This window comes from Escherichia coli, assembly GCF_036503815.1.
Taxonomy (GTDB): domain Bacteria; phylum Pseudomonadota; class Gammaproteobacteria; order Enterobacterales; family Enterobacteriaceae; genus Escherichia; species Escherichia coli_F.
On sequence record NZ_AP027764.1, the window covers coordinates 4,741,287 to 4,765,086 of the forward strand.

General features: G+C 51.0%; 20 protein-coding genes and 1 pseudogene. 11 read left to right on the top strand and 10 right to left on the bottom strand.

All coding sequences use genetic code 11. From position 1 onward, the window contains the following. Window positions 1-220: 220 nt before the first annotated feature. The 3 genes from pfkA to cpxP form a co-directional block, all read right to left on the bottom strand. Window positions 221-1,183 carry a 6-phosphofructokinase gene (gene pfkA / locus AABJ99_RS22635; protein ID WP_001318165.1) on the bottom strand — a complete coding sequence of 321 codons (963 nt, stop codon included), beginning with the start codon at window positions 1,181-1,183 and terminating at the stop codon, window positions 221-223. Window positions 1,184-1,363: 180 nt separating this feature from the next. Then, the gene (gene fieF / locus AABJ99_RS22640; RefSeq protein WP_039021499.1) at window positions 1,364-2,266 is read right to left on the bottom strand and encodes a CDF family cation-efflux transporter FieF; all 903 of its coding nucleotides are present in this window, start codon (window positions 2,264-2,266) and stop codon (window positions 1,364-1,366) included. 148 nt (window positions 2,267-2,414) lie between these two features. Beyond that, complete coding sequence (gene cpxP, locus AABJ99_RS22645) at window positions 2,415-2,915, bottom strand: cell-envelope stress modulator CpxP (RefSeq protein WP_001223800.1); 501 nt, start codon at window positions 2,913-2,915, stop codon at window positions 2,415-2,417. 149 nt (window positions 2,916-3,064) lie between these two features. Here cpxP and cpxR point away from each other — a divergent pair, with 149 nt between their 5' ends. Beyond that, window positions 3,065-3,763, top strand: coding sequence for an envelope stress response regulator transcription factor CpxR (gene cpxR, locus AABJ99_RS22650; protein ID WP_001033722.1), 699 nt, complete (start codon window positions 3,065-3,067; stop codon window positions 3,761-3,763). After that, window positions 3,760-5,133 (top strand): envelope stress sensor histidine kinase CpxA, encoded by a 1,374-nt coding sequence (gene cpxA / locus AABJ99_RS22655; RefSeq protein WP_000580426.1) that lies wholly within the window; start codon window positions 3,760-3,762, stop codon window positions 5,131-5,133. Before cpxR ends, cpxA begins: the two co-directional genes overlap by 4 nt. Before the next feature lie 104 nt (window positions 5,134-5,237). On the opposite strand, the gene yiiM is transcribed toward cpxA, so the two are convergent. The 3 genes from yiiM to sodA form a co-directional block, all read right to left on the bottom strand. After that, on the bottom strand, window positions 5,238-5,912 hold the full coding sequence (gene yiiM / locus AABJ99_RS22660) for a 6-hydroxyaminopurine reductase (RefSeq protein ID WP_001270252.1): 675 nt from the start codon (window positions 5,910-5,912) through the stop codon (window positions 5,238-5,240). Window positions 5,913-6,060: 148 nt separating this feature from the next. Then, window positions 6,061-7,044 (bottom strand): 2-keto-3-deoxygluconate transporter, encoded by a 984-nt coding sequence (kdgT, locus tag AABJ99_RS22665; RefSeq protein ID WP_001166064.1) that lies wholly within the window; start codon window positions 7,042-7,044, stop codon window positions 6,061-6,063. A 259-nt stretch (window positions 7,045-7,303) separates the two neighbouring features. Continuing rightward, the gene (sodA, locus tag AABJ99_RS22670; protein WP_001297064.1) at window positions 7,304-7,924 is read right to left on the bottom strand and encodes a superoxide dismutase [Mn]; all 621 of its coding nucleotides are present in this window, start codon (window positions 7,922-7,924) and stop codon (window positions 7,304-7,306) included. A 284-nt stretch (window positions 7,925-8,208) separates the two neighbouring features. Between sodA and rhaT the strand changes: the two genes are divergently transcribed. After that, window positions 8,209-9,243 (top strand): L-rhamnose/proton symporter RhaT, encoded by a 1,035-nt coding sequence (gene rhaT / locus AABJ99_RS22675; protein WP_000063508.1) that lies wholly within the window; start codon window positions 8,209-8,211, stop codon window positions 9,241-9,243. On the opposite strand, the gene rhaR is transcribed toward rhaT, so the two are convergent. Both rhaR and rhaS read right to left on the bottom strand, forming a co-directional pair. Beyond that, window positions 9,240-10,088, bottom strand: coding sequence for an HTH-type transcriptional activator RhaR (gene rhaR, locus AABJ99_RS22680; RefSeq protein WP_001302243.1), 849 nt, complete (start codon window positions 10,086-10,088; stop codon window positions 9,240-9,242). The two genes, rhaT and rhaR, sit on opposite strands and share 4 nt — an antisense overlap. A gap of 73 nt (window positions 10,089-10,161) precedes the next feature. After that, window positions 10,162-10,998, bottom strand: a complete 837-nt coding sequence (gene rhaS / locus AABJ99_RS22685) for an HTH-type transcriptional activator RhaS (protein WP_039021500.1) — start codon at window positions 10,996-10,998, stop codon at window positions 10,162-10,164. 287 nt (window positions 10,999-11,285) lie between these two features. Here rhaS and rhaB point away from each other — a divergent pair, with 287 nt between their 5' ends. From rhaB to rhaM, 4 genes are all read left to right on the top strand, one after another. Then, entirely contained in the window at window positions 11,286-12,755 is a 1,470-nt protein-coding gene (gene rhaB, locus AABJ99_RS22690; protein WP_039021502.1) for a rhamnulokinase, read from the top strand. Then, window positions 12,752-14,011, top strand: coding sequence for an L-rhamnose isomerase (rhaA, locus tag AABJ99_RS22695; protein WP_001330206.1), 1,260 nt, complete (start codon window positions 12,752-12,754; stop codon window positions 14,009-14,011). Before rhaB ends, rhaA begins: the two co-directional genes overlap by 4 nt. Before the next feature lie 82 nt (window positions 14,012-14,093). Further along, window positions 14,094-14,918, top strand: a complete 825-nt coding sequence (rhaD, locus tag AABJ99_RS22700; RefSeq protein ID WP_032304219.1) for a rhamnulose-1-phosphate aldolase — start codon at window positions 14,094-14,096, stop codon at window positions 14,916-14,918. Window positions 14,919-14,927: 9 nt separating this feature from the next. Further along, window positions 14,928-15,242 carry an L-rhamnose mutarotase gene (gene rhaM, locus AABJ99_RS22705; RefSeq protein ID WP_000619493.1) on the top strand — a complete coding sequence of 105 codons (315 nt, stop codon included), beginning with the start codon at window positions 14,928-14,930 and terminating at the stop codon, window positions 15,240-15,242. A gap of 40 nt (window positions 15,243-15,282) precedes the next feature. Here the strand turns inward: rhaM and AABJ99_RS22710 are convergent, their stop codons facing one another. Then, on the bottom strand, window positions 15,283-16,677 hold the full coding sequence (locus AABJ99_RS22710; protein ID WP_039021503.1) for a carbohydrate porin: 1,395 nt from the start codon (window positions 16,675-16,677) through the stop codon (window positions 15,283-15,285). Window positions 16,678-17,153: 476 nt separating this feature from the next. On the opposite strand from AABJ99_RS22710, the gene frvA reads away from it, so the two are divergent. The 4 genes and pseudogenes from frvA to AABJ99_RS22730 form a co-directional block, all read left to right on the top strand. Next, window positions 17,154-17,600 carry a PTS fructose transporter subunit IIA gene (gene frvA, locus AABJ99_RS22715; protein ID WP_039021504.1) on the top strand — a complete coding sequence of 149 codons (447 nt, stop codon included), beginning with the start codon at window positions 17,154-17,156 and terminating at the stop codon, window positions 17,598-17,600. A 10-nt stretch (window positions 17,601-17,610) separates the two neighbouring features. Continuing rightward, the gene (frvB, locus tag AABJ99_RS22720) at window positions 17,611-19,062 is read left to right on the top strand and encodes a PTS fructose-like transporter subunit IIBC (protein ID WP_021574865.1); all 1,452 of its coding nucleotides are present in this window, start codon (window positions 17,611-17,613) and stop codon (window positions 19,060-19,062) included. Beyond that, on the top strand, window positions 19,052-20,122 hold the full coding sequence (gene frvX / locus AABJ99_RS22725) for an aminopeptidase (protein ID WP_039021505.1): 1,071 nt from the start codon (window positions 19,052-19,054) through the stop codon (window positions 20,120-20,122). The genes frvB and frvX overlap by 11 nt, the downstream gene beginning before the upstream one ends. Beyond that, a pseudogene (locus AABJ99_RS22730) lies at window positions 20,122-21,597 on the top strand (putative frv operon regulatory protein); the annotation flags it as partial. The gene frvX and the pseudogene AABJ99_RS22730, both read left to right, overlap by 1 nt. Here AABJ99_RS22730 and AABJ99_RS22735 read toward each other — a convergent pair. Continuing rightward, window positions 21,535-23,799: a tetratricopeptide repeat protein gene (locus AABJ99_RS22735; protein WP_052247483.1), complete on the bottom strand. Its 2,265-nt coding sequence runs from the start codon at window positions 23,797-23,799 to the stop codon at window positions 21,535-21,537. The pseudogene AABJ99_RS22730 and the gene AABJ99_RS22735 sit on opposite strands and share 63 nt — an antisense overlap. Window position 23,800: the final 1 nt, after the last annotated feature.

Genomic DNA, 23,800 nt, shown 5'->3' on the forward strand with positions numbered 1-23,800 from the left:
ATGTTGGGGGATTAAAAAGGCGGAAGAAATCCGCCTCATATTGCTGACAAAGTGCGCTTTGTCCATGCCATATGCGGCGCGAACGCCTTACACGGCCTACAAAAGTTTGCAAATTCAATAAATTGCAGAATTCATGTAGGCCTGATAAGCGAAGCGCATCAGGCATTTTTGCTTCTGTCATCGGTTTCAGGCTAAAGGAATCTGCCTTTTTCCGAAATCATTAATACAGTTTTTTCGCGCAGTCCAGCCAGTCGCCTTTGAACGGACGCTTCATGTTTTCGATAGCGTCGATGATGTCGTGGTGAACCAGCTGTTCGTTCTGGATACCTACACAACGACCGCCGTAACCTGCCAGCAGCAGTTCAATGGCGTAAGCACCCATACGGGAAGCCAGAATACGGTCGTAAGGCACCGGAGAACCACCACGCTGAATGTGGCCCAACACAGTTGCACGGGTTTCACGACCAGTTTCTTTCTCGATGAAATGCGCCAGTTCGTCAACATCACACATGTGTTCGGTAATCGCCACGATCGCGTGTTTTTTACCTTTCGCGATACCCGCTTTGATTTCGTTTACCAGGTCTTCACGGCTGAATTCAACTTCCGGAACTACAACGAATTCACAGCCACCGGCAATGGCCGCAGCCAGGGTCAGATCGCCACAATAACGACCCATCACTTCCACCACGGAAATACGCTGGTGAGAAGAAGAGGTGTCACGCAGACGGTCGATCGCTTCTACAACGGTGCTCAGCGCAGTGAAGAAACCGATAGTGTAGTCAGTGCCTTTGATGTCGTTGTCGATAGTGCCCGGCAGGCCGATGCACGGGAAGCCCATTTCGGTCAGACGCATTGCACCCATGTAGGAACCGTCACCGCCGATAACCACCAGCGCGTCGATACCACGTTTTTTCAGGTTTTCGATAGCCACAGCGCGGATGTTCTCGTCGCGGAATTCCGGGAAGCGTGCAGAACCGAGGAACGTACCGCCACGGTTAATCATGTCAGATACGCTGTAACGGTCTAGCTGTACCATACGGTCTTCATACAGACCCAGATAGCCGTCATAAATCCCCATTACTTCCAGACCTTCTGTCAGCGCAGAACGAACAACCCCGCGAATTGCGGCGTTCATGCCTGGCGCATCACCGCCGCTTGTCAACACACCGATTTTCTTAATCATGACTACCTCTGAACTTTGGAATGCAAAATGAAATCTGTTGCCGGAAGTCTTCTTGCACATCGAAGTGATCCAACGAATGTGCAAATAGTATAACAATCACTTCCTGCTGAATTGATTCAGGTCAGGCCAAATGGCGGTATTTTATACACAAAATGCGGGTCTGGCTCTCTTTTATACTGATTATGAAAGCATAGACCGTTTACCCTCCCTGGGTACGACGGAACAGGGGTCCTGATGGATAATCACATCCGATCCCGGAAAACGCCGTAAAATAGCCTGCTCTACCTGATCCGCCACCGTATGTGCCTGAACCAAAGGCAGAGAGTCTTCCATTTCCAAATGAATCTGAATAAAGCGGGTCGGCCCTGACTGCCGCGTGCGAAGATCGTGAGCGCCGCTAACACCCGGCCAGGAAGTCACGATATCAATAATTTCTTGCCGTTCCTCATCAGGTAATGCGCGATCCAGTAATGACTGTACCGCCTCATATCCCATGCGTAACGCGCTATATAAAATATAGATGCCGATTCCCAATGCAAACAGAGCATCGGCGCGATGCCAGCCGTACCAGGACAACCCCAGCGCCAGCAGAATTGCGCCGTTCATCATAACATCAGACTGGTAATGTAGCATATCAGCCCGCACCGCCTGGCTTTGCGTCCGGCGCACCACCCACCGCTGAAACGAGACAAGGATAATCGTACAAATTAGCGCCACAATTGTCACGATAACCCCGACGCCTGGATCTGTCATCGGTGTTGGAGATACCAGATGTTGAATACCCGTCAAAAACAGGAATAGTGCCGAACCGGAGATAAACATACTTTGCGCCAGCGCCGCGAGGGACTCAGCTTTACCGTGACCAAACGAGTGATTATCGTCGGCAGGTTGCAGGGAATATCGCACCACCAGTAAATTCGTCAACGACGCGCCGATATCCACCAGCGAATCCACCAGCGCGGCGAGAATACTCACCGACCCGGTATACCACCATGCAAAAATTTTAATCAGCAATAGCAGCGAAGCCATCGCCGTTGCAGCAATCGCCGCCCGACTGACCAGCCGTCCATAAGATTGATTCATAAATACTCCCGCTATCAACTGACGGTAGTATAACGGAAGCAAATCATCTGCAATGCATTAAGCAGTAGGCAAATTGAGGATAAAAAAAACCCCCACATCATGTGGGGGAAGACAGGGATGGTGTCTATGGCAAGGAAAACAGGGTTTACTACTGGGAACGTGAGTTGCTACTACTCAATAGCTTCAACGATGAACTTTTTTGCCATTGCGTCACGTCGCGCAACTGCTCCATTCGTTGTTGATGTTTCTCGTTTAAAACCGCTTGCTGCTCCGGCGTTAACAGGCGATACATTTGGTTGCGGACTTTTGCCATCTCAACCTGACGAGCAATTTGCTCATTCGCCATTTTTTCTGCCTGTGCGCGCACAGCGTTTTCATCAAAATTTTCTGCGGTGACAAGGCGATGCATTGTCTCCAGTTCGCTAACATTAACAGGCGGCTGTTCGTGCCGGGCCTGTTGCATAAGATCTCGCATCTGCTGACGCTGATGTTCGGTTAAACTTATGCCGTCGAACATATGGCTCTGCGTACTGCGCTGCGTAAGTTCTTCACCCGGATGCCAGTTATCGCCTGAACCGACTTCAGCAGCGTGGCTTAATGAACTGACTGCCAGCGTTGAGGCCATGACGGCAGCGGTAACTATGCGCATCATTTGCTCCCAAAATCTTTCTGTCGCGATTCAACGATAGAGAGTTTACGATTCAGGCTGCAAACATGCGTCAGGGGGTGTAAAACAACGTAAAGTCATGGATTAGCGACGTCTGATGACGTAATTTCTGCCTCGGAGGTATTTAAACAATGAATAAAATCCTGTTAGTTGATGATGACCGAGAGCTGACTTCCCTGTTAAAGGAGCTGCTCGAGATGGAAGGCTTCAACGTGATTGTTGCCCACGATGGGGAGCAGGCGCTTGATCTTCTGGACGACAGCATTGATTTACTTTTGCTTGATGTCATGATGCCGAAGAAAAATGGTATCGACACATTAAAAGCACTTCGCCAGACACACCAGACGCCTGTCATTATGTTGACGGCGCGCGGCAGTGAACTTGATCGCGTTCTCGGCCTTGAGCTGGGCGCAGATGACTATCTCCCGAAACCGTTTAATGATCGTGAGCTGGTGGCACGTATTCGCGCGATCCTGCGCCGTTCGCACTGGAGCGAGCAACAGCAAAACAACGACAACGGTTCACCGACACTGGAAGTTGATGCCTTAGTGCTGAATCCAGGCCGTCAGGAAGCCAGCTTCGACGGGCAAACGCTGGAGTTAACCGGCACTGAGTTTACCCTGCTCTATTTGCTGGCACAGCATCTGGGTCAGGTGGTTTCCCGTGAGCATTTAAGCCAGGAAGTGCTGGGCAAACGCCTGACGCCTTTCGACCGCGCTATCGATATGCACATTTCCAACCTGCGTCGTAAACTGCCGGATCGTAAAGACGGTCACCCGTGGTTTAAAACCTTGCGTGGTCGCGGCTATCTGATGGTTTCTGCTTCATGATAGGCAGCTTAACCGCGCGCATCTTCGCCATCTTCTGGCTGACGCTGGCGCTGGTGTTGATGTTGGTTTTGATGTTACCCAAGCTCGATTCACGCCAGATGACCGAGCTTCTGGATAGCGAACAGCGTCAGGGGCTGATGATTGAGCAGCATGTCGAAGCGGAACTGGCGAACGATCCGCCCAACGATTTAATGTGGTGGCGGCGTCTGTTCCGGGCGATTGATAAGTGGGCACCGCCAGGACAGCGTTTGTTATTGGTGACCACCGAGGGCCGCGTGATCGGCGCTGAACGCAGCGAAATGCAGATCATTCGTAACTTTATTGGCCAGGCCGATAACGCCGATCACCCGCAAAAGAAAAAGTATGGCCGCGTGGAACTGGTCGGTCCGTTCTCCGTGCGTGATGGCGAAGATAATTACCAACTTTATCTGATTCGTCCAGCCAGCAGTTCTCAATCCGATTTCATTAACTTACTGTTTGACCGCCCGCTATTACTGCTGATTGTGACTATGTTGGTCAGTACGCCGCTGCTGTTGTGGTTGGCCTGGAGTCTGGCAAAACCGGCGCGTAAGCTGAAAAACGCGGCCGATGAAGTTGCCCAGGGAAACTTACGCCAGCACCCGGAACTGGAAGCGGGGCCACAGGAATTCCTTGCCGCCGGTGCCAGTTTTAACCAGATGGTCACCGCGCTGGAGCGCATGATGACCTCTCAGCAGCGTCTGCTTTCTGATATCTCTCACGAACTGCGCACGCCACTGACGCGCCTGCAACTGGGTACGGCGTTACTGCGCCGTCGTAGCGGTGAAAGCAAGGAACTGGAGCGTATTGAAACTGAAGCGCAACGTCTGGACAGCATGATCAACGATCTGTTGGTGATGTCACGTAATCAGCAAAAAAACGCGCTGGTGAGCGAGACATTGAAAGCTAACCAGTTGTGGGGTGAAGTGCTGGATAACGCGGCGTTCGAAGCGGAACAAATGGGCAAGTCGTTTACGGTTAACTTCCCGCCTGGGCCGTGGCCTCTGTATGGCAACCCGAACGCTCTGGAAAGTGCGCTGGAAAACATTGTTCGTAATGCTCTGCGTTATTCCCATACGAAGATTGAGGTGGGCTTTGCGGTAGATAAAGATGGTATCACCATTACGGTGGACGACGATGGTCCTGGCGTTAGCCCGGAAGATCGCGAGCAGATTTTCCGTCCGTTCTATCGCACCGATGAAGCGCGCGATCGTGAATCTGGCGGTACGGGCTTAGGGCTGGCGATTGTCGAAACAGCTATCCAGCAGCACCGTGGTTGGGTGAAGGCAGAAGACAGCCCGCTGGGCGGTTTGCGGCTGGTGATTTGGCTGCCGCTGTATAAGCGGAGTTAAACTCCGCATTTGTAGGCCAGATAAGGCGTTACGCCGCATCCGGCATCTGAGCATGATGCCTGATGCGACGCTAGTCGCGTCTTATCAGGCCTACTCTCCGGGGGTTATTTTCCCCACAACCGCCGTGAAAAATCTTCGATTTTGCCGCTCAGTCGGCGTTTCTGCATCGTCCGCGTCCAGCTTTTCGATAACCCGGCAGCGGAGAGTAAACGGTGATACTGCTCGTCATCAAACGGCATATGCCATGCGATAGCAGCAGCCTCCTGCACGGTCACATCACTGACACGGGAAACCAACTCCAGCGGCGCATCAGCAGATACCAACCCTGGCGCAATCACGCTATACAACCACCCCACTTTACCCGTGTTTTGCATCAACTGCGCTATGTCGCTGATATCAAAATGGTAATTGAGTTTATAGCAAGGTGAGCGTGGCTGGCTGACCTGAATTAATGCCTCTCCCCAGCGGAAAATATCACCAATATAAACATTACTTTCCGTCAGACCGTCGGTTGAGAGATTTTCGCCAAACGCAGGCGCAACAAACAACTCCGCCTGTTCCGGAAATTCCCGCGCCCAGTAGAGATAGTGCTCACGAGGATAATGACACAGCGCTCTGTCTGGCCCGCCGTGAACCTTCTTCTCCGCCTGCTCGTCACCTTCCAGCCCCAGCTCCGTCAGCATCAACTCACCATCAACCTGGATTTTGGCAATTGCGCTGGGTTTGCCTTCGGGATAAGCCTGAATCTTGCCTGTGTATACATCAACCGGATATCGCATCTGTTCCCTCTCCACGAGAAATTTCCCCATTAGACCATATTTATTTTATGTCAGGCGTGCTGTTTTCGCGGTATCTATCCAGGCAGGAGCTCAATCGCAAACCGGACGAACGTTAGTTCATCCGGCTGTGGGGATTAAGGAAGCAGGTTTATTTTACCGTGCCTAAAATTTCGATTTTCGCCACTCTGGCTTTGACTTTACGTGACCAGATAGAGGTAAGAATTGGCACCAGAATCGAAGTCACAATGACCGCCGTCGCGACCAGCGAAGTTGCTGCCGGAGCCATCGGTTTAAACGCAGGCACCATTTCTGCAATCAGCACAGGTGTCGCTACCGCGGCCCCTGCCGAACTGGAAGCGGCAATTCCGGCAGTGCCATCGCCACCGCCAATCAATTTATCGGCGATAATCAACGGAATACCGGTCACGATAATTACTGCCACACCCAACAGGATCCCCAGCAAACCTGTCTGGGCAATTACAGTCAAATCAATGGTATTGCCCAGCGCGAAGGCAAAGAATGGAATCAGCGTCTGCACCGCTTTGCTGAAAAATTCTCGTAATTCAGGGTCAAGGTTCCCAAGGGCAAAGCCCACCAGGAACGGTAATACTGCGCCGACGAAAACATGCGGTTCAAACGAGGCAATCCCGGCAGTGCCCAGAATAATCATCGTCATGAGCGGCCCGGACTCCAATGACATCAACACAAATGCCCCAGCTTCTTCTTTCGTACCGTACTGCTGCATGATGGAAGCGTAAAGTCCGCCGTTGGTCATATCCATCGCCGCCACCAGCGCCAGCGTTGAAAGTCCGGCAAAGAATCCAACTTCAACACCATGTTCCGGAATAATGCGCGAGGCAATTGCCGCAACCACCCACGCGACGGCAATTTTTGTTACCACCAGCGTACCGGATTTACGCAATACCGTTCCCGTCGCGCTTAATTTTATTGACGCCCCCATGCAAAAAAACCACACCGCCAGAATGGGCACCGTACCGGTAATCATCCCGTTGGTGAATGATCCAAAATATTTCCCCGCCCCCGGCGAGAAGGTGTGGCACAGTGCGCCAAGGAATAGCGGGACGAGCATCATCCCCCCCGGGATTTTTTCAATCGAGCGTTTTATCTGCATTTCCATCACCTGTCGGCATATTTTTAAGGGCTGATGCGTAATTCCTCAACGGAGCATCAGTGTTGATGAAAACGAAGATAGACATTCATTTAATCAATAAAAGTGATCAAAACCACATCAATTGAAACACTGTTTTATTTTTATCGGATCATTGTTTTTATTTTGAAATTGATCACAAAAAAACCACCGCCGTTGGCGATGGTTCATTTTTTAAGCTGATATGCGGCGTAAACGCCTCATTGCAGCAGGCGGCAAATGATTATTTTTTCGCCGCGAAACGTGCCGCTGCTTCGTCCCAGTTCACCACGTTCCAGAACTCTTTGATGTAGTCAGGACGGCGGTTCTGGAATTTCAGGTAGTAAGCATGTTCCCACACATCCAGGCCCAGAATCGGGAAGCCGGAAGCGCCAGAAATAGCTTCACCCATCAGCGGGGAGTCCTGGTTAGCAGTAGAAACCACCGCCAGTTTATCGCCTTTCAGCACCAGCCATGCCCAGCCGGAACCAAAGCGGGAAGCTGCCGCTTTCTCAAATTCTGCTTTGAAGTTATCAACGGAGCCGAAGTCACGTTCGATAGCCGCTTTCAGGTCACCCTGTAAGGTGGTGCCTTTTTTCAAACCTTTCCAGAACAGGCTGTGGTTAGCGTGACCGCCAGCGTTGTTGCGCAGTACGGTTTTCTTGTCTGCTGGCAGCTGGTCCAGTTTGGTGATCAGCTCTTCAACCGGCAGGTTGGCAAATTCTGGCAGGCTTTCCAGCGCCGCGTTGGCGTTGTTGACGTAGGTCTGATGGTGTTTGGTGTGGTGGATTTCCATGGTCTGCTTATCGAAGTGCGGTTCCAGGGCATCGTAAGCATACGGCAGGGATGGCAGGGTATAGCTCATATTCATCTCCAGTATTGTCGGGCGGCCGATTGTTAATGCCGCGTAAGCAGTTGGTTCATTATAGTTAATTAAATGATATTGAAAATGATTATCAATGCCGTACTTTTCGTAAGGGTATGGTTTTGCAGGAAAATGCCCGAGATGTGAAGCAAATCACCCACTTAATGCCGTGATTGCCAGTAAATCGACAACGGCGGCAACAGGCGAAAGGTTAATCGACAGCACGATTTTTACACTCATCTCGTCGGAGATGTGACGCGGCGAAAAATGATGAGGATAAGAAGATGAGTAACGCGATTACGATGGGGATATTTTGGCATTTGATCGGCGCGGCCAGTGCAGCCTGTTTTTACGCGCCGTTCAAAAAAGTAAAGAAATGGTCATGGGAAACCATGTGGTCAGTCGGTGGGATTGTTTCGTGGATTATTCTGCCGTGGGCCATCAGCGCCCTGTTACTACCGAATTTCTGGGCGTATTACAGCTCGTTTAGTCTCTCTACGCTGCTGCCTGTTTTTCTGTTCGGCGCTATGTGGGGGATCGGTAATATCAACTACGGCCTGACCATGCGTTATCTCGGCATGTCGATGGGAATTGGCATCGCCATTGGCATTACGTTGATTGTCGGTACGCTGATGACGCCAATTATCAACGGCAATTTCGATGTTCTGATTAATACCGAAGGCGGACGCATGACGTTGCTCGGCGTTCTGGTGGCGCTGATTGGCGTAGGGATTGTAACTCGCGCCGGGCAGTTGAAAGAGCGCAAGATGGGCATAAAAGCCGAAGAGTTCAACCTGAAAAAAGGGCTGGTGCTGGCGGTGATGTGCGGCATTTTCTCTGCCGGGATGTCCTTTGCGATGAACGCCGCAAAACCGATGCATGAAGCAGCTGCCGCACTGGGCGTCGATCCACTGTATGTCGCTCTGCCAAGCTATGTTGTCATCATGGGAGGCGGCGCGATCATCAACCTCGGTTTCTGCTTCATTCGTCTGGCAAAAGTGAAGGATTTGTCGCTAAAAGCCGACTTTTCGCTGGCAAAACCGCTGATCATTCACAACGTGTTACTCTCGGCACTGGGCGGTTTGATGTGGTATCTGCAATTCTTTTTCTATGCCTGGGGCCACGCCCGCATTCCGGCGCAGTATGACTACATCAGCTGGATGCTGCATATGAGCTTCTATGTATTGTGCGGCGGTATCGTCGGGCTGGTGCTGAAAGAGTGGAACAATGCAGGTCGCCGTCCGGTAACGGTGTTGAGCCTCGGTTGTGTGGTGATTATTGTCGCCGCCAACATCGTCGGCATGGGCATGGCGAATTAATCTTTCTGCGAATTGAGATGACGCCACTGGCTGGGCGTCATCCCGGTTTCCCGGGTAAACACCACCGAAAAATAGTTACTATCTTCAAAGCCACATTCGGTTGAAATATCACTGATTAACAGGCGGCTATGCTGGAGAAGATATTGCGCATGACACACTCTGACCTGCCGCAGATATTGATTGATGGTCATTCCAGTCTGCTGGCGAAATTGCTGACGCAAAACGCGTTCACTGCACGATGCCTCATCACAAAATTTATCCAGTGCAAAGGGACTTTTCAGGCTGGCCGCCAGCCGGGTAATCAGCTTATCCAGCAACGTTTCGCTGGATGTTGGCGGCAACGAATCACTGGTGTAACGATGGCGATTCAGCAACATCACCAACTGCCCGAACAGCAACTCTGCCATTTCGTTAGCAAACGGCACATGCTGACTACTTTCATGCTCAAGCTGACCGATAACCTGCCGCGCCTGTGCCATCCCCATGCTACCTAAGCGCCAGTGTGGTTGCCCTGCGCTGGCGCTAAATCCCGGAATCGCCCCCTGCCAGTCAAGATTCAGCTTCAGCCGCTCCGGGCAATAAATAATATTCTGCAAAACCAGATCGTTAACGGAAGCGTAGGAGTGTTTATCGTCAGCATGAATGTAAAAGAGATCGCCACGGGTAATGCGATAAGGGCGATCGTTGAGTACATGCAGACCGTTACCGCGCCAGACAATTACCAGCTCACAAAAATCATGTGTATGTTCAGCAAAGACATCTTGCGGATAACGGTCAGCCACAGCGACTGCCTGCTGGTCGCTGGCAAAAAAATCATCTTTGAGAAGTTTTAACTGATGCGCCACCGTGGCTACCTCGGCCAGAGAACGAAGTTGATTATTCGCAATATGGCGTACAAATACGTTGAGAAGATTCGCGTTATTGCAGAAAGCCATCCCGTCCCTGGCGAATATCACGCGGTGACCAGTTAAACTCTCGGCGAAAAAGCGTCGAAAAGTGGTTACTGTCACTAAATCCGCAGCGATAGGCGATGTCAGTAACGCTGGCCTCGCTGTGGCGTAGCAGATGTCGGGCTTTCATCAGTCGCAGGCGGTTCAGGTAACGCTGAGGCGTCAGTCCCGTTTTCTGCTTAAGCTGCCGATGTAGCGTACGCAGCGAAAGAGAAAATTGATCCGCCACGGCATCCCAATTTACCTCATCGGCAAAATGGTCCTCCAGCCAGGCCAGAAGCAAGTTGAGACGTGATGCGCTGTTTTCCAGGTTCTCCTGCAAACTGCTTTTACGCAGCAAGAGCAGTAATTGCATAAACAAGATCTCGCGACTGGCGGTCGAGGGTAAATCATTTTCCCCTTCCTGGTGTTCCATCTGTGCAACCAGCTGTCGCACCTGCTGCAACACGCTGTGGTTAACGCGCCAGTGAGACGGATACTGCCCATCCTGCTCTTGTGGCAGCAACTGATTCAGCCCGGCGAGAAACTGAAATCGATCCGGCGAGCGATACAGCACATTGGTCAGACACAGATTATCGGTATGTTCATACAGATGCCGATCATGATCGCGTACGAAACAGACAGTCCCACCGGTGATGGTATAGGGCTGCCCATTAAACACATGAATACCCGTGCCATGTTCGACAATCACAATTTCATGAAAATCATGATGATGTTCAGGAAAATCCGCCTGCGGGAGCCGGGGTTCTATCGCCACGGACGCGTTACCAGACGGAAAAAAATCCACACTATGTAATACGGTCATACTGGCCTCCTGATGTCGTCAACACGGCGAAATAGTAATCACGAGGTCAGGTTCTTACCTTAAACTTTCGACGAAAAACCACGTAAAAAACGTCGATTTTTCAAGATACAGCGTGAATTTTCAGGAAATGCGGTAAGCATCACATCACCACAATTCAGCAAATTGTGAACATCATCACGTTCATCTTTCCCTGGTTGCCAATGGCCCATTTTCCTGTCAGTAACGAGAAGGTCGCGAATTCAGGCGCTTTTTAGACTGGTCGTAATGAAATTCAGCAGGATCACATTATGACCTTTCGCAATTGTGTCGCCGTCGATCTCGGCGCATCCAGTGGGCGCGTGATGCTGGCGCGTTACGAGTGTGAATGCCGCAGCCTGACGCTGCGCGAAATCCATCGTTTTAACAATGGCCTGCATAGCCAGAACGGTTATGTCACCTGGGATGTGGATAGCCTGGAAAGTGCCATTCGCCTTGGATTAAACAAGGTGTGCGAGCAAGGGATTCGTATCGATAGCATTGGGATTGATACCTGGGGCGTGGACTTTGTGCTGCTCGACCTACAGGGTAAGCGTGTGGGTCTGCCCGTTGCTTATCGCGATAGCCGCACCCATGGTCTGATGACGCAGGCACAACAGCAACTCGGCAAACGCGATATTTATCAGCGTAGCGGCATACAATTTCTACCCTTCAATACGCTTTATCAGTTGCGTGCGCTGACGGAGCAACAACCTGAGCTTATTCCACACATTGCTCACGCTCTGCTGATGCCGGATTACTTCAGTTATCGCCTGACCGGCAAGATGAACTGGGAATATACCAACGCCACCACCACGCAACTGGTCAATATCAATAGCGACGACTGGGACGAGTCGCTACTGGCGTGGAGCGGTGCCAACAAAGCCTGGTTTGGTTGCCCGACGCATCCGGGTAATGTCATTGGGCACTGGATTTGCCCGCAGGGTAATGAGATTCCGGTGGTCGCCGTTGCCAGCCATGATACCGCCAGCGCGGTTATCGCCTCGCCGTTAAACGGTTCCCGCGCTGCGTATCTCTCTTCTGGCACCTGGTCATTGATGGGCTTCGAAAGCCAGACACCATTCACCAATGACACGGCGCTGGCAGCCAACATCACCAATGAAGGCGGGGCGGAAGGTCGCTATCGGGTGCTGAAAAATATTATGGGCTTATGGCTGCTTCAGCGGGTGCTTCAGGAGCGGAAAATCAACGATCTTCCGGCGCTTATCGCCGCGACACAGGCACTGCCGGCTTGCCGCTTCACCATCAATCCCAATGACGATCGCTTTATTAATCCTGACGAGATGTGCAGCGAAATTCAGGCTGCGTGTCGGGAAACGGCGCAACCAATCCCGGAAAGTGATGCTGAACTGGCGCGCTGTATTTTCGACAGTCTGGCGCTGCTGTATGCCGATGTGTTGCATGAGCTGGCGCAACTGCGCGGTGAAGATTTCTCACAACTGCATATTGTCGGCGGTGGCTGCCAGAACGCGCTGCTCAACCAGTTATGTGCTGATGCCTGCGGTATTCGGGTGATCGCCGGGCCTGTTGAAGCCTCGACGCTCGGCAATATCGGCATCCAGTTAATGACGCTGGATGAACTCAACAATGTGGATGATTTCCGTCAGGTCGTCAGCACCACCGCGAATCTGACCACCTTTACCCCTAATCCTGACAGTGAAATTGCCCACTATGTGGCGCAGATTCACTCTACACGACAGACAAAGGAGCTTTGCGCATGACCACTCAACTGGAACAGGCCTGGGAGCTGGCGAAACAGCGTTTCGCGGCAGTAGGGATTGATGTCGAGGAGGCGCTGCGCCAACTTGATCGTTTACCCGTTTCAATGCACTGCTGGCAGGGCGATGATGTTTCCGGTTTTGAAAACCCGGAAGGTTCGCTGACCGGTGGGATTCAGGCTACTGGCAATTATCCGGGCAAAGCGCGTAATGCCAGCGAGCTACGTGCCGATCTGGAACAAGCTATGCGGCTGATTCCGGGTCCGAAACGGCTTAATTTACATGCCATCTATCTGGAATCAGATACGCCAGTCGCGCGCGACCAAATCAAACCAGAGCACTTCAAAAACTGGGTTGAATGGGCGAAAACCAATCAGCTCGGTCTGGATTTTAACCCCTCCTGTTTTTCGCATCCGCTAAGCGCCGATGGCTTTACGCTTTCCCATGCCGACGACAGCATTCGCCAGTTCTGGATTGATCACTGCAAAGCCAGCCGCCGTGTTTCAGCCTATTTTGGCGAGCAACTTGGCACACCGTCGGTGATGAACATCTGGATCCCGGATGGCATGAAAGATATCACCGTTGACCGTCTCGCCCCGCGTCAGCGTCTGCTGGCAGCTCTGGATGAGGTGATCAGCGAGAAGCTGGATCCTGCGCACCATATCGACGCCGTTGAGAGCAAATTGTTTGGTATTGGCGCGGAGAGCTACACGGTTGGCTCCAATGAGTTTTACATGGGGTATGCCACCAGCCGCCAGACGGCGCTGTGCCTGGATGCCGGACATTTCCACCCAACTGAAGTGATTTCCGACAAGATTTCCGCCGCCATGCTGTATGTGCCGCAGTTGCTGCTGCACGTCAGCCGTCCGGTTCGCTGGGACAGCGATCACGTAGTGCTGCTGGACGATGAAACCCAAGCGATTGCCAGTGAGATTGTCCGTCACGATCTTTTCGACCGTGTGCATATCGGCCTCGACTTCTTTGATGCCTCCATCAACCGTATTGCCGCGTGGGTCATTGGTACGCGCAATATGAAAAAAGCCCTGCTACGTGCGTTGCTGGAACCTACCACTGAACTGCGCAAGCTGGAAGCAGCGGGTGATTACACTGCGCGTCTGGCGCTACTGGAAGAACAAAAATCATTGCCATGGCAGGCAGTCTGGGAAATGTATTGCCAACGTCACGATACCCCAGTGGGTAGCGAATGGCTGGAAAGCGTGCGGGCTTATGAGAAAGCGATTTTGAGCCAGCGTGGGTAAACACTGCCGGATGCGGCGCGAGCGCCTTATCCGGCCTACGGGTCGTGCATCCGACAACACCGAATTTACAGGAACACAGAACATGCAAAACATTACCCAGTCCTGGTTTGTCCAGGGAATGATCAAAGCCACCACCGACGCCTGGCTGAAAGGCTGGGACGAGCGCAACGGCGGCAACCTGACGCTGCGCCTGGATGACGCCGATATCGCGCCTTATCACGACAACTTCCATGCACAACCGCGCTATATCCCGCTCAGCCAGCCCATGCCTTTACTGGCAAATACACCGTTTATTGTCACCGGCTCCGGCAAATTCTTTCGTAACGTCCAGCTTGATCCTGCGGCTAACTTAGGCGTCGTAAAAGTCGACAGCGACGGCGCGGGCTACCACATTCTCTGGGGGCTAACTCACGAAGCCGTTCCAACCTCTGAACTTCCGGCTCACTTCCTTTCCCACTGCGAACGCATCAAAGCCACCAACGGTAAAGATCGGGTGATCATGCACTGCCATGCCACCAACCTGATCGCCCTCACCTATGTGCTGGAAAACGACACCGCGCTCTTCACTCGCCAACTATGGGAAGGCAGCACCGAGTGTCTGGTGGTATTCCCGGATGGCGTTGGCATTCTGCCGTGGATGGTGCCCGGCACGGACGAAATCGGTCAGGCGACCGCACAGGAAATGCAAAAACATTCACTGGTGTTGTGGCCCTTCCACGGCGTCTTCGGCAGCGGTCCGACACTGGATGAAACATTCGGTTTAATCGACACCGCAGAAAAATCAGCACAAGTATTAGTGAAGGTTTATTCGATGGGCGGCATGAAACAGACCATCAGTCGTGAAGAGCTGATAGCACTCGGCCAGCGTTTCGGCGTTACACCACTTGCCAGTGCGCTGGCGCTGTAAGGAGCAAATATGATCCGCAAAGCCTTTGTCATGCAGGTTAACCCCGACGCCCACGAAGAGTATCAGCGTCGGCATAATCCAATCTGGCCGGAACTGGAAGCAGTGTTGAAATCTCACGGTGCGCATAACTACGCCATTTATCTCGACAAAGCGCGTAATCTGCTGTTTGCCATGGTAGAGATTGAATCTGAAGAACGGTGGAATGCGGTAGCCAGTACTGATGTTTGCCAACGTTGGTGGAAGTATATGACCGACGTTATGCCAGCTAACCCGGATAACAGCCCAGTCAGTAGCGAGCTGCAAGAAGTGTTTTACCTGCCTTAATGAGTTGCGGTGCCGGAAAATATCCAGCACCGCGCCTTCATCAGAAGAAGTATTTAAAGCGAACGCGTGCACCGTAACGGTCATCAGTATCATCACCGTGTTTTTTATCACCGTCGCTATCCAGAATGGAGTAATAAGTACCAAGGTAAATATTAAAGTTCTCCATATCCATCACATTAGCGAACTGATAAGACGCATGAATGGTGTGAATGGTGTACGTCCCTTCATCATCAATCCAGCAGTCGTTATCACAAACTACACCGCTGAATTCATCAATCTTATTGTGCGCGTAGATATAACCGAGCTCGAAACGTTTCCACAGCGCGTTAATCCCGGCAGTGAAATCTTTCTCATTATTAGCATCTAAATAGGCGGTATTAAGATTAACCACGACGCCATTTTCCGGATCCGTTTTCAGGCCATTCCAGGTCATGCTCATACCATAGCCGGTACGATCGGACTGATCGACAAAATTACCCTTGCTATCGGTATAACCATAAGCATTGTTTACCACGTTCGCTTCCATCGCTGCGGAAACGGTGAATTCTTCTGTCGGCGACCAGGCAATTACCGGACGCAGATAAGCAACATTTTTCTGCTGCTCCATATCGCGTCCATGATAATTACCGTCATTATATAAAGATGTTCCGTCTTCAAGTAACGTGTTTAATTCAAAATACCAGTTATCAAGTTGTTTGCTGACGAGGAAATTACCGCCAGCGTTAGAGCGCCCGCGGCCCTCTTTCATCATATAGATATAACCGCTGCCATCGTCATAAAGATCGTTCGCAGTATTACCGGAATGTTCAACAAAGGTATCCTGATTCAGCGGGAACATATCGTAGGCTTCAAAACGGCCTACTTTGACCTTCCAGTCGTTTTCTTTGCCAAAGAAGAATACCGCATCATCGATATTTACTGAACCGTGCATATCCCCCAGCGGTTGTGCGGAGAACCCGGCGAAATAACCATTATCCAGTTTTCGCATACCATCAAAACCTAACAGAATACGACCATTGAGATTCCACTGTTCATTAGTGGGATCGCTATTCACATCAGCGTTGGTCATTGCCAGAAGGCCATGATTACTTTCCGCATCCATATTAAATTCTACGTCGCCGTAGATTTTTAAATCGCCATAACCTGAAAGCAAAAGATTAGGTGAGGTGGCATTTTTCTTTGCAGATTCCGCCGTTGTCTGTCCATTTACCGGCGTATTGCCCTGGGCAGCCTTAATTTCGCGGATCTCAGCGGCTTGTTGTGTCTGCAGCTGTTTTACCTGCCCCTCTGCTTTTGCTGCCCGCATTTCTGCCGCTTCCAGGCGTTCTTCCAGCAATGCCATGCGTTGTTCCAGCGTTAAATGCTGTGTTTTTGCCATTCCGGTACTACATGCCAATAATAAACCGATGGCTAAAGATAATGTCGATTTTTTCATTATTTACGTTCCCTGAAATAAAGGAGACCCTACGCTTTCCAAAAGGAATACGTATATAGAGAAATATAAGATGTGCACTTTCGAATTTTTAATCCAACTTCAGCAGGCCGATGGATAGTATCCCGCCGCATAATATGAGTAAATCCGCTGATTTCCTGGAACGTGAGGAATATAACAATAGTGCCGTTTTTAACTAAATATCGTAAAAAATATTAGATATAATTCACGCTGACTCATAAGCCACAAATATAAATAACCTTGCTGCAAAATATGTGCGACAGTTAAACATTCACAACATCATTAAATAATGATTTTTTATTCACTGCATTTATTTTTCCGATCAATATGTGCCTTACACCGCAAAATTTATCCTTCACTCTGCCTTATATTGTCACAACTTCACGACATATCCGCGCTCATCACAAAACCGCCCCGCCGTTACAATTAACTATAATATTTTTTCATGGAGTCCAATAATGGCAGCACTTACTGCAAGCTGTATTGACCTGAATATTCAGGGCAATGGCACTTATTCCGTTCTGAAGCAGTTGGCGACAATGGCGTTACAAAACGGTTTTATCACCGACTCACATCAATTCCTGCAAACCCTGCTGCTGCGCGAAAAAATGCACTCCACCGGTTTTGGTTCTGGTGTCGCCGTGCCGCACGGTAAAAGCGCCTGTGTTAAACAACCGTTCGTATTATTCGCTCGCAAAGCGCAGGCCATTGACTGGAAAGCCAGCGATGGCGAAGACGTCAATTGCTGGATCTGCCTCGGCGTGCCGCAAAGTGGCGAAGAGGATCAGGTCAAAATCATCGGCACACTGTGTCGCAAAATTATCCACCAGGATTTTATCAACCAACTGCGACAAGGCGACGCCGTCCAGGTGCTTGCTTTGTTAAATCAAACCCTCAGCTCATAAGGAAGTGGCGATGGAGTCATCCTTACGTATTGTCGCGATCACCAACTGCCCCGCCGGGATCGCTCACACCTACATGGTGGCGGAAGCCCTGGAACAGAAAGCCCGTTCTCTCGGTCATACCATTAAAGTTGAAACTCAAGGATCAAGCGGCGTCGAAAACCGCTTATCCAGCGAAGAGATTGCCGCTGCCGATTACGTGATTCTCGCTACCGGGCGTGGCCTGAGCGGTGATGATCGCGCGCGATTTGCCGGGAAAAAGGTTTATGAGATTGCCATCTCCCAGGCGCTGAAAAATATCGACCAGATTTTCAGTGAATTACCGACAAACTCACAACTTTTTGCCGCAGATAGCGGCGTGAAGCTCGGCAAACAGGAAGTGCAAAGTGGCAGCGTAATGAGCCATCTGATGGCGGGCGTCTCTGCGGCGCTGCCGTTTGTCATCGGTGGCGGTATCCTGGTGGCGCTTGCCAACATGCTGGTGCAGTTCGGTTTGCCGTATACCGATATGTCGAAAGGTGCGCCGTCGTTTACCTGGGTGGTTGAATCCATCGGTTATCTCGGTTTCACCTTTATGATCCCCATCATGGGCGCTTATATTGCCTCGTCGATAGCCGATAAACCCGCTTTCGCTCCGGCGTTTCTGGTTTGTTATCTGGCGAACGACAAAGCCCTGCTCGGCACCCAGTCTGGCGCGGGCTTCCTCGGTGCGGTGGTGCTTGGGCTGGCGATTGGCTATTTCGTCTTCTGGTTCCGTAAAGTGCGCCTTGGCAAAGCATTACAACCGCTGCTCGGTTCCATGCTGATCCCGTTCGTTACTCTGCTGGTTTTTGGCGTACTGACTTACTACGTTATCGGACCGGTGATGTCCGACCTCATGGGCGGGTTGCTGCACTTCCTGAACACCATTCCTCCGTCAATGAAGTTTGCGGCGGCGTTTCTGGTTGGTGCGATGCTGGCATTCGATATGGGCGGCCCCATCAACAAAACCGCCTGGTTCTTCTGCTTCTCTCTGCTGGAAAAACACATTTACGACTGGTACGCCATCGTCGGCGTTGTCGCGCTAATGCCGCCTGTCGCGGCGGGTCTTGCGACGTTCATTGCGCCCAAACTGTTTACTCAACAGGAAAAAGAAGCCGCCAGTAGCGCCATAGTGGTCGGTGCCACAGTCGCAACCGAACCGGCTATTCCTTACGCTCTGGCAGCCCCGTTGCCGATGATTACCGCCAATACGCTGGCGGGCGGTATTACCGGCGTGCTGGTGATCGCTTTCGGAATCAAACGTCTGGCACCGGGTTTGGGTATCTTTGACCCGCTGATCGGCCTGATGTCGCCGGTAGGTTCGTTTTATCTGGTGCTGGCGATCGGCCTCGCGCTGAACATTTCATTCATTATCGTCCTGAAAGGATTATGGTTACGCCGCAAAGCCAAAGCTGCGCAACAGGAGCTTGTCCATGAACATTGAGTTACTGCAACAGTTGTGCGAAGCCAGCGCCGTCAGCGGCGATGAACAGGAAGTTCGCGACATTCTGATGAGCACGCTGGAACCCTGCGTGAATGAGATCACCTTCGATGGTCTGGGCAGCTTTGTTGCCCGTAAGGGGAATAAAGGGCCGAAAGTTGCCGTTGTCGGGCATATGGATGAAGTCGGCTTTATGGTCACCCACATCGACGAGAGCGGTTTTCTGCGTTTTACCACCATTGGCGGCTGGTGGAATCAGTCGATGCTCAACCACCGGGTAACCATACGCACACACAAGGGAGTGAAAATCCCTGGTGTAATTGGCTCCGTCGCCCCACATGCGTTAACCGAAAAGCAAAAGCAACAACCGCTGTCATTTGATGAGATGTTCATTGATATTGGCGAAAACAGTCGCGAAGAAGCGGAAAAACGCGGCGTGGAAATTGGCAATTTTATTAGCCCGGAAGCCAATTTTGCCTGCTGGGGCGAAGATAAAATGGTCGGCAAGGCGTTGGATAACCGCATCGGCTGCGCAATGATGGCTGAGCTATTGCAGACGGTGAATAACCCCGAAATTACGCTGTATGGCGTTGGCAGTGTGGAAGAAGAAGTTGGGCTACGCGGGGCGCAAACCTCGGCTGAACACATTAAACCGGATGTGGTGATCGTGCTGGATACCGCTGTCGCGGGCGATGTTCCAGGCATTGATAACATTAAATATCCGCTGAAACTGGGCAACGGGCCGGGGCTGATGCTGTTTGACAAGCGCTACTTCCCCAACCAGAAACTGGTAGCAGCGTTAAAAAGCTGTGCCACGCAGAATGATTTACCGCTGCAATTTTCCACTATGAAAACCGGTGCGACGGATGGCGGGCGCTACAACGTGATGGGCGGCGGGCGTCCGGTTGTCGCGCTGTGCCTGCCAACGCGTTATCTGCACGCTAACAGCGGCATGATTTCAAAAGCCGATTACGATGCTCTGCTCACGTTGATACGGGATTTTCTGACCACCTTAACCGCGGAGAAAGTCAACGCGTTTAGCCAGTTCCGTCAGGTGGATTAATGCTAAACGAACGCCAGTTAAAGATTGTCGATCTGCTGGAGCAACAGCCACGCACGCCTGGCGAGCTGGCGCAACAGACTGGCGTTTCTGGCAGGACCATCCTGCGTGATATTGACTATCTCAACTTTACCCTTAACGGCAAAGCCCGCATTTCCGCCAGTGGCAACGCGGGCTATCAGCTGGAAATCTTCGAGCGCCGCAGCTTTTTTCAGTTGCTGCAAAAGCACGATAACGACGATCGGCTGCTGGCGCTGTTATTACTGAATACCTTTACGCCCCGTGCGCAACTCGCCTCGGCGCTTAATTTGCCAGAAACGTGGGTAGCAGAGCGCCTGCCCCGCCTGAAACAGCGCTATGAACGCGGTTTTTGTCTCGCTAGTCGCCCTGGTTTGGGCCATTTCATTGATGAGACAGAAGAGAAACGCATTATTTTGCTGGCGAATCTTTTACGCAAAGATCCGTTTTTAATTCCGCTGTCGGGAGTAACACGAGACAATTTTCAACAATTAACCACCGCCTGCGAAAAGCAACGTCGCTGGCCGCTGATGCAAGGCGACTATCTCTCAAGCCTGATTCTGGCTATTTACGCGTTGCGTAATCAGCTTACTGACATATGGCCTGAATATCCCGGTAGCGAGATAAAACAGATCGTTGAATATAGCGGCCTGTTTCTTGGTGATAACGCTGTAAGAACGCTGACGGGGTTGATAGAAAAACAGTATCAGCAAGCACAGGTAATTTCTGCCGATCATGTGCTGGCATTGCTGCAAAGGGTGCCGGGCATTGCGTCATTGAATATTATTGATACGCAGCTGGTTGATAATATTACCGGGCATTTATTACGTTGCCTTGCCGCGCCGGTGTGGATTGGTGAGCACCGCCAAAGCAGCATGAATAACCTGAAAGCCGCCTGGCCTGCGGCCTTTGATATGAGTCTGCACTTTATTACGCTACTGCGTGAACAGCTCGATATTCCCCTTTTCGACAGCGATCTGATCGGTTTGTATTTTGCCTGTGCGCTGGAACGGCATCAAAACGAACGCCAGCCGATCATTTTGCTCTCTGATCAAAACGCGATTGCCACTATTAATCAGCTCGCCATTGAGCGCGACGTCCTGAATTGTCGGGTGATTATTGCCCGCTCCTTAAGCGAACTGGTTGCCATTCGCGAAGAGATTGAGCCGTTATTGATCATTAATAACAGCCATTATTTACTGGATGACGCGGTCAATAATTGCATCACTGTAAAAAATATCATTACGGCTGCCGGTATCGAACAAATAAAACATTTTCTGGCGACGGCATTTATTCGCCAGCAACCGGAGCGTTTTTTTTCTGCCCCCGGAAGTTTTCATTATTCGAATGTACGTGGTGAAAGCTGGCAACATATTACCTGGCAAATATGTGCGCAATTAGTGACGCAACACCACATTACCGCCGATGAAGCACAACGGATGTTCCCAGTCAGCGGTCAATTCGTGCAAGGTCTTATCGATATCACCTTTAGAAATTGAACGCGGCGCACTGATAACAAAGTAGAATGCGGGAAGTGGCTGCGCATCTTCACCCTGATGACTGTCCGTTAACGTATAGTCGTCATTACTGTTGCTCCAGTAGTACCAGTTTCGTTCACGGAGCGCCTCACGGAAAGTATTAAACTCTTCTTCACCAGGCATGACACCTTCGCAGAACCAGGACTCGCCGTATTCGGTCGGGATAATGGTGTTCAGGCACCCATAAAGCGGAGTGAAATTCTTCTGCTCTTCCTCATCCTCTGGTCGGGTATTCAACATTTCTGCATCGAATACCACAACCTCATCAACATGTTGCGGATAATCGGTGCGGTAAGTTGGCTCAATGATCCTTGCTGTTACCGGCCCAATACGTTGAGCATAGTAATAGCGGTATTCATAATTTTCCCGGAAGCGAATGTTTAGCAGTCCCCATTTTTCGTCGATAAAACCTTCACCTTCCGTAAGTTCGATTTCCAGTTCAGCAGCAATAGCACGAACCAAATCCCATTGTTGCAGGATGCTGGCGGTCGCCATGATATCCCACTGGAGATTGCGAATATCTTCTTCACGGCTAATCATCAGTTGCTGCAATTGTTGTAAATAATCCAGCTGTCGATCCCAGGCTTCCTGTTTTTGTGCTGCCCAGGAGCACATGCGATAAACGCCAACCCACTCACGCCCTTTTTCGTGTTGCAGCAACTGGTGTCCAATCGACTCGAGTTCACTCCAGTCTTCCTGTTGGTTGATCACTCGCGCACGGAACCACAAGGCCATATGTAGCAGCCCCGCCTGTTCATACTGCTTCGCCAGGTGCTCAATGGTTTGCAGATCGTCACGGTGGAGCAATAAATCCAACAGCTCGAAGCAAAGACCATTATCTTCCTGGATGTGGCTTTCGACGTAGCGTTGCAGAAGTTCAATCGACTCATCAATCGCATTACAGGCGTTTAACGCATTGACCAGTTTGCCCAGCAATTCCGCATCATCTGGCGCGTTCAGGTAAGCGCGGCGGAATGTTTCGACGTCTTTTTCTGGATCTGGTTGCGTTTCTTCATCGCTATTTTCAGGTACTTCTACAACCGGACGAGCAAGCAACTCTGCTTCTTTGGCGGCGATTTTTTCACTCAGTTCGAGAAACTCACGATCAACCTCCAGTAACACGCGTAATTTTGGCATGTGTCGCTGGGCCAGTTTCATCGCTATTTTGGCAACCCAGACGGATTCACGCTCCAGCGCCAGGGTAATTTGCAGTTTCGCCAGATCAACCACTTTGCGGTGCGCTCCGGCCTGCGAGCGGTGCTCCAGCATTTTTTGGATGATGCGCGCCAGTTGCCAGTTGTTTCTTTGTGGATGACGGGGAAGTAACACAGTAATGATTTTCAGCCATGACCCCCATGAATGGGGAGTCAGATCTGACCAACGCGGTAATTCCTCCCAGACTTCTTCGTCCTGCCCGCATAACGCCATGATGTACAGTTTTTTGAGGTGATTACTAATGCGGTCGCGGCCCCAGTAATCATTGGCTTCTGTCAGCTCATCAATCAGTATGCGTGCTTCATCATAACGCTGAAGTTCAATCAGAATATCGGCACGAGTATAAAGTAATGCATCAATATCATCTTCCCCGGCTGCTTTAACTGCGTCGATTTGTCGATCCAGATAAGCCAATGCCTCCTCTATTCTTTTGGAATCTATCAGTGCACTGGCATATTCAGTGGACAAACACTGAAAACAGCTCCAGGTCGGATCAATCCGCGCGATGGTTTCTTCACATACCGCCATACGTTCATTCGCCCAGCCAGGTGCATCAATATTTTCGTAGCAGGCGGATAAATCCTGGGTAACGCAGATAGATTGTGGGCAATCTTTTGTCTCTTCCCGGTGCGCTTTTTCAAACAGCGCCACTACGTCAGGCAGTACTTTTTCACCTTCTTCGCGGTTAGTCAGGCGATGGCGCATTTCCCAGTGACCAATAAAAATCTCCAGCCACGGATTTTTTGCCACCTGGGTAAGTGCTTTTACTTCAGGTAACAGCGAATCGCACTTTTCCATTTGCAGGTGCATAACGCCTTCCGAATAATCATCGATAAGTTGCGGAATATACTCCTGCCCGGCATCGCGTAACTCCTTAGTATATTTGTGATACCACTCCCATATATCCATT

Bases quoted from the DNA above. Each gene is read 5' to 3' on its own strand.
- pfkA (WP_001318165.1), bottom strand. From the start codon at position 1,183: ATGATTAAGAAAATCGGTGTGTTGACAAGCGGCGGTGATGCGCCAGGC.
- fieF (WP_039021499.1), bottom strand. From the start codon at position 2,266: ATGAATCAATCTTATGGACGGCTGGTCAGTCGGGCGGCGATTGCTGCA.
- cpxP (WP_001223800.1), bottom strand. From the start codon at position 2,915: ATGCGCATAGTTACCGCTGCCGTCATGGCCTCAACGCTGGCAGTCAGT.
- cpxR (WP_001033722.1), top strand. From the start codon at position 3,065: ATGAATAAAATCCTGTTAGTTGATGATGACCGAGAGCTGACTTCCCTG.
- cpxA (WP_000580426.1), top strand. From the start codon at position 3,760: ATGATAGGCAGCTTAACCGCGCGCATCTTCGCCATCTTCTGGCTGACG.
- yiiM (WP_001270252.1), bottom strand. From the start codon at position 5,912: ATGCGATATCCGGTTGATGTATACACAGGCAAGATTCAGGCTTATCCC.
- kdgT (WP_001166064.1), bottom strand. From the start codon at position 7,044: ATGCAGATAAAACGCTCGATTGAAAAAATCCCGGGGGGGATGATGCTC.
- sodA (WP_001297064.1), bottom strand. From the start codon at position 7,924: ATGAGCTATACCCTGCCATCCCTGCCGTATGCTTACGATGCCCTGGAA.
- rhaT (WP_000063508.1), top strand. From the start codon at position 8,209: ATGAGTAACGCGATTACGATGGGGATATTTTGGCATTTGATCGGCGCG.
- rhaS (WP_039021500.1), bottom strand. From the start codon at position 10,998: ATGACCGTATTACATAGTGTGGATTTTTTTCCGTCTGGTAACGCGTCC.
- rhaB (WP_039021502.1), top strand. From the start codon at position 11,286: ATGACCTTTCGCAATTGTGTCGCCGTCGATCTCGGCGCATCCAGTGGG.
- rhaA (WP_001330206.1), top strand. From the start codon at position 12,752: ATGACCACTCAACTGGAACAGGCCTGGGAGCTGGCGAAACAGCGTTTC.
- rhaD (WP_032304219.1), top strand. From the start codon at position 14,094: ATGCAAAACATTACCCAGTCCTGGTTTGTCCAGGGAATGATCAAAGCC.
- rhaM (WP_000619493.1), top strand. From the start codon at position 14,928: ATGATCCGCAAAGCCTTTGTCATGCAGGTTAACCCCGACGCCCACGAA.
- AABJ99_RS22710 (WP_039021503.1), bottom strand. From the start codon at position 16,677: ATGAAAAAATCGACATTATCTTTAGCCATCGGTTTATTATTGGCATGT.
- frvA (WP_039021504.1), top strand. From the start codon at position 17,154: ATGGCAGCACTTACTGCAAGCTGTATTGACCTGAATATTCAGGGCAAT.
- frvB (WP_021574865.1), top strand. From the start codon at position 17,611: ATGGAGTCATCCTTACGTATTGTCGCGATCACCAACTGCCCCGCCGGG.
- frvX (WP_039021505.1), top strand. From the start codon at position 19,052: ATGAACATTGAGTTACTGCAACAGTTGTGCGAAGCCAGCGCCGTCAGC.
- AABJ99_RS22735 (WP_052247483.1), bottom strand. From the start codon at position 23,799: ATGGATATATGGGAGTGGTATCACAAATATACTAAGGAGTTACGCGAT.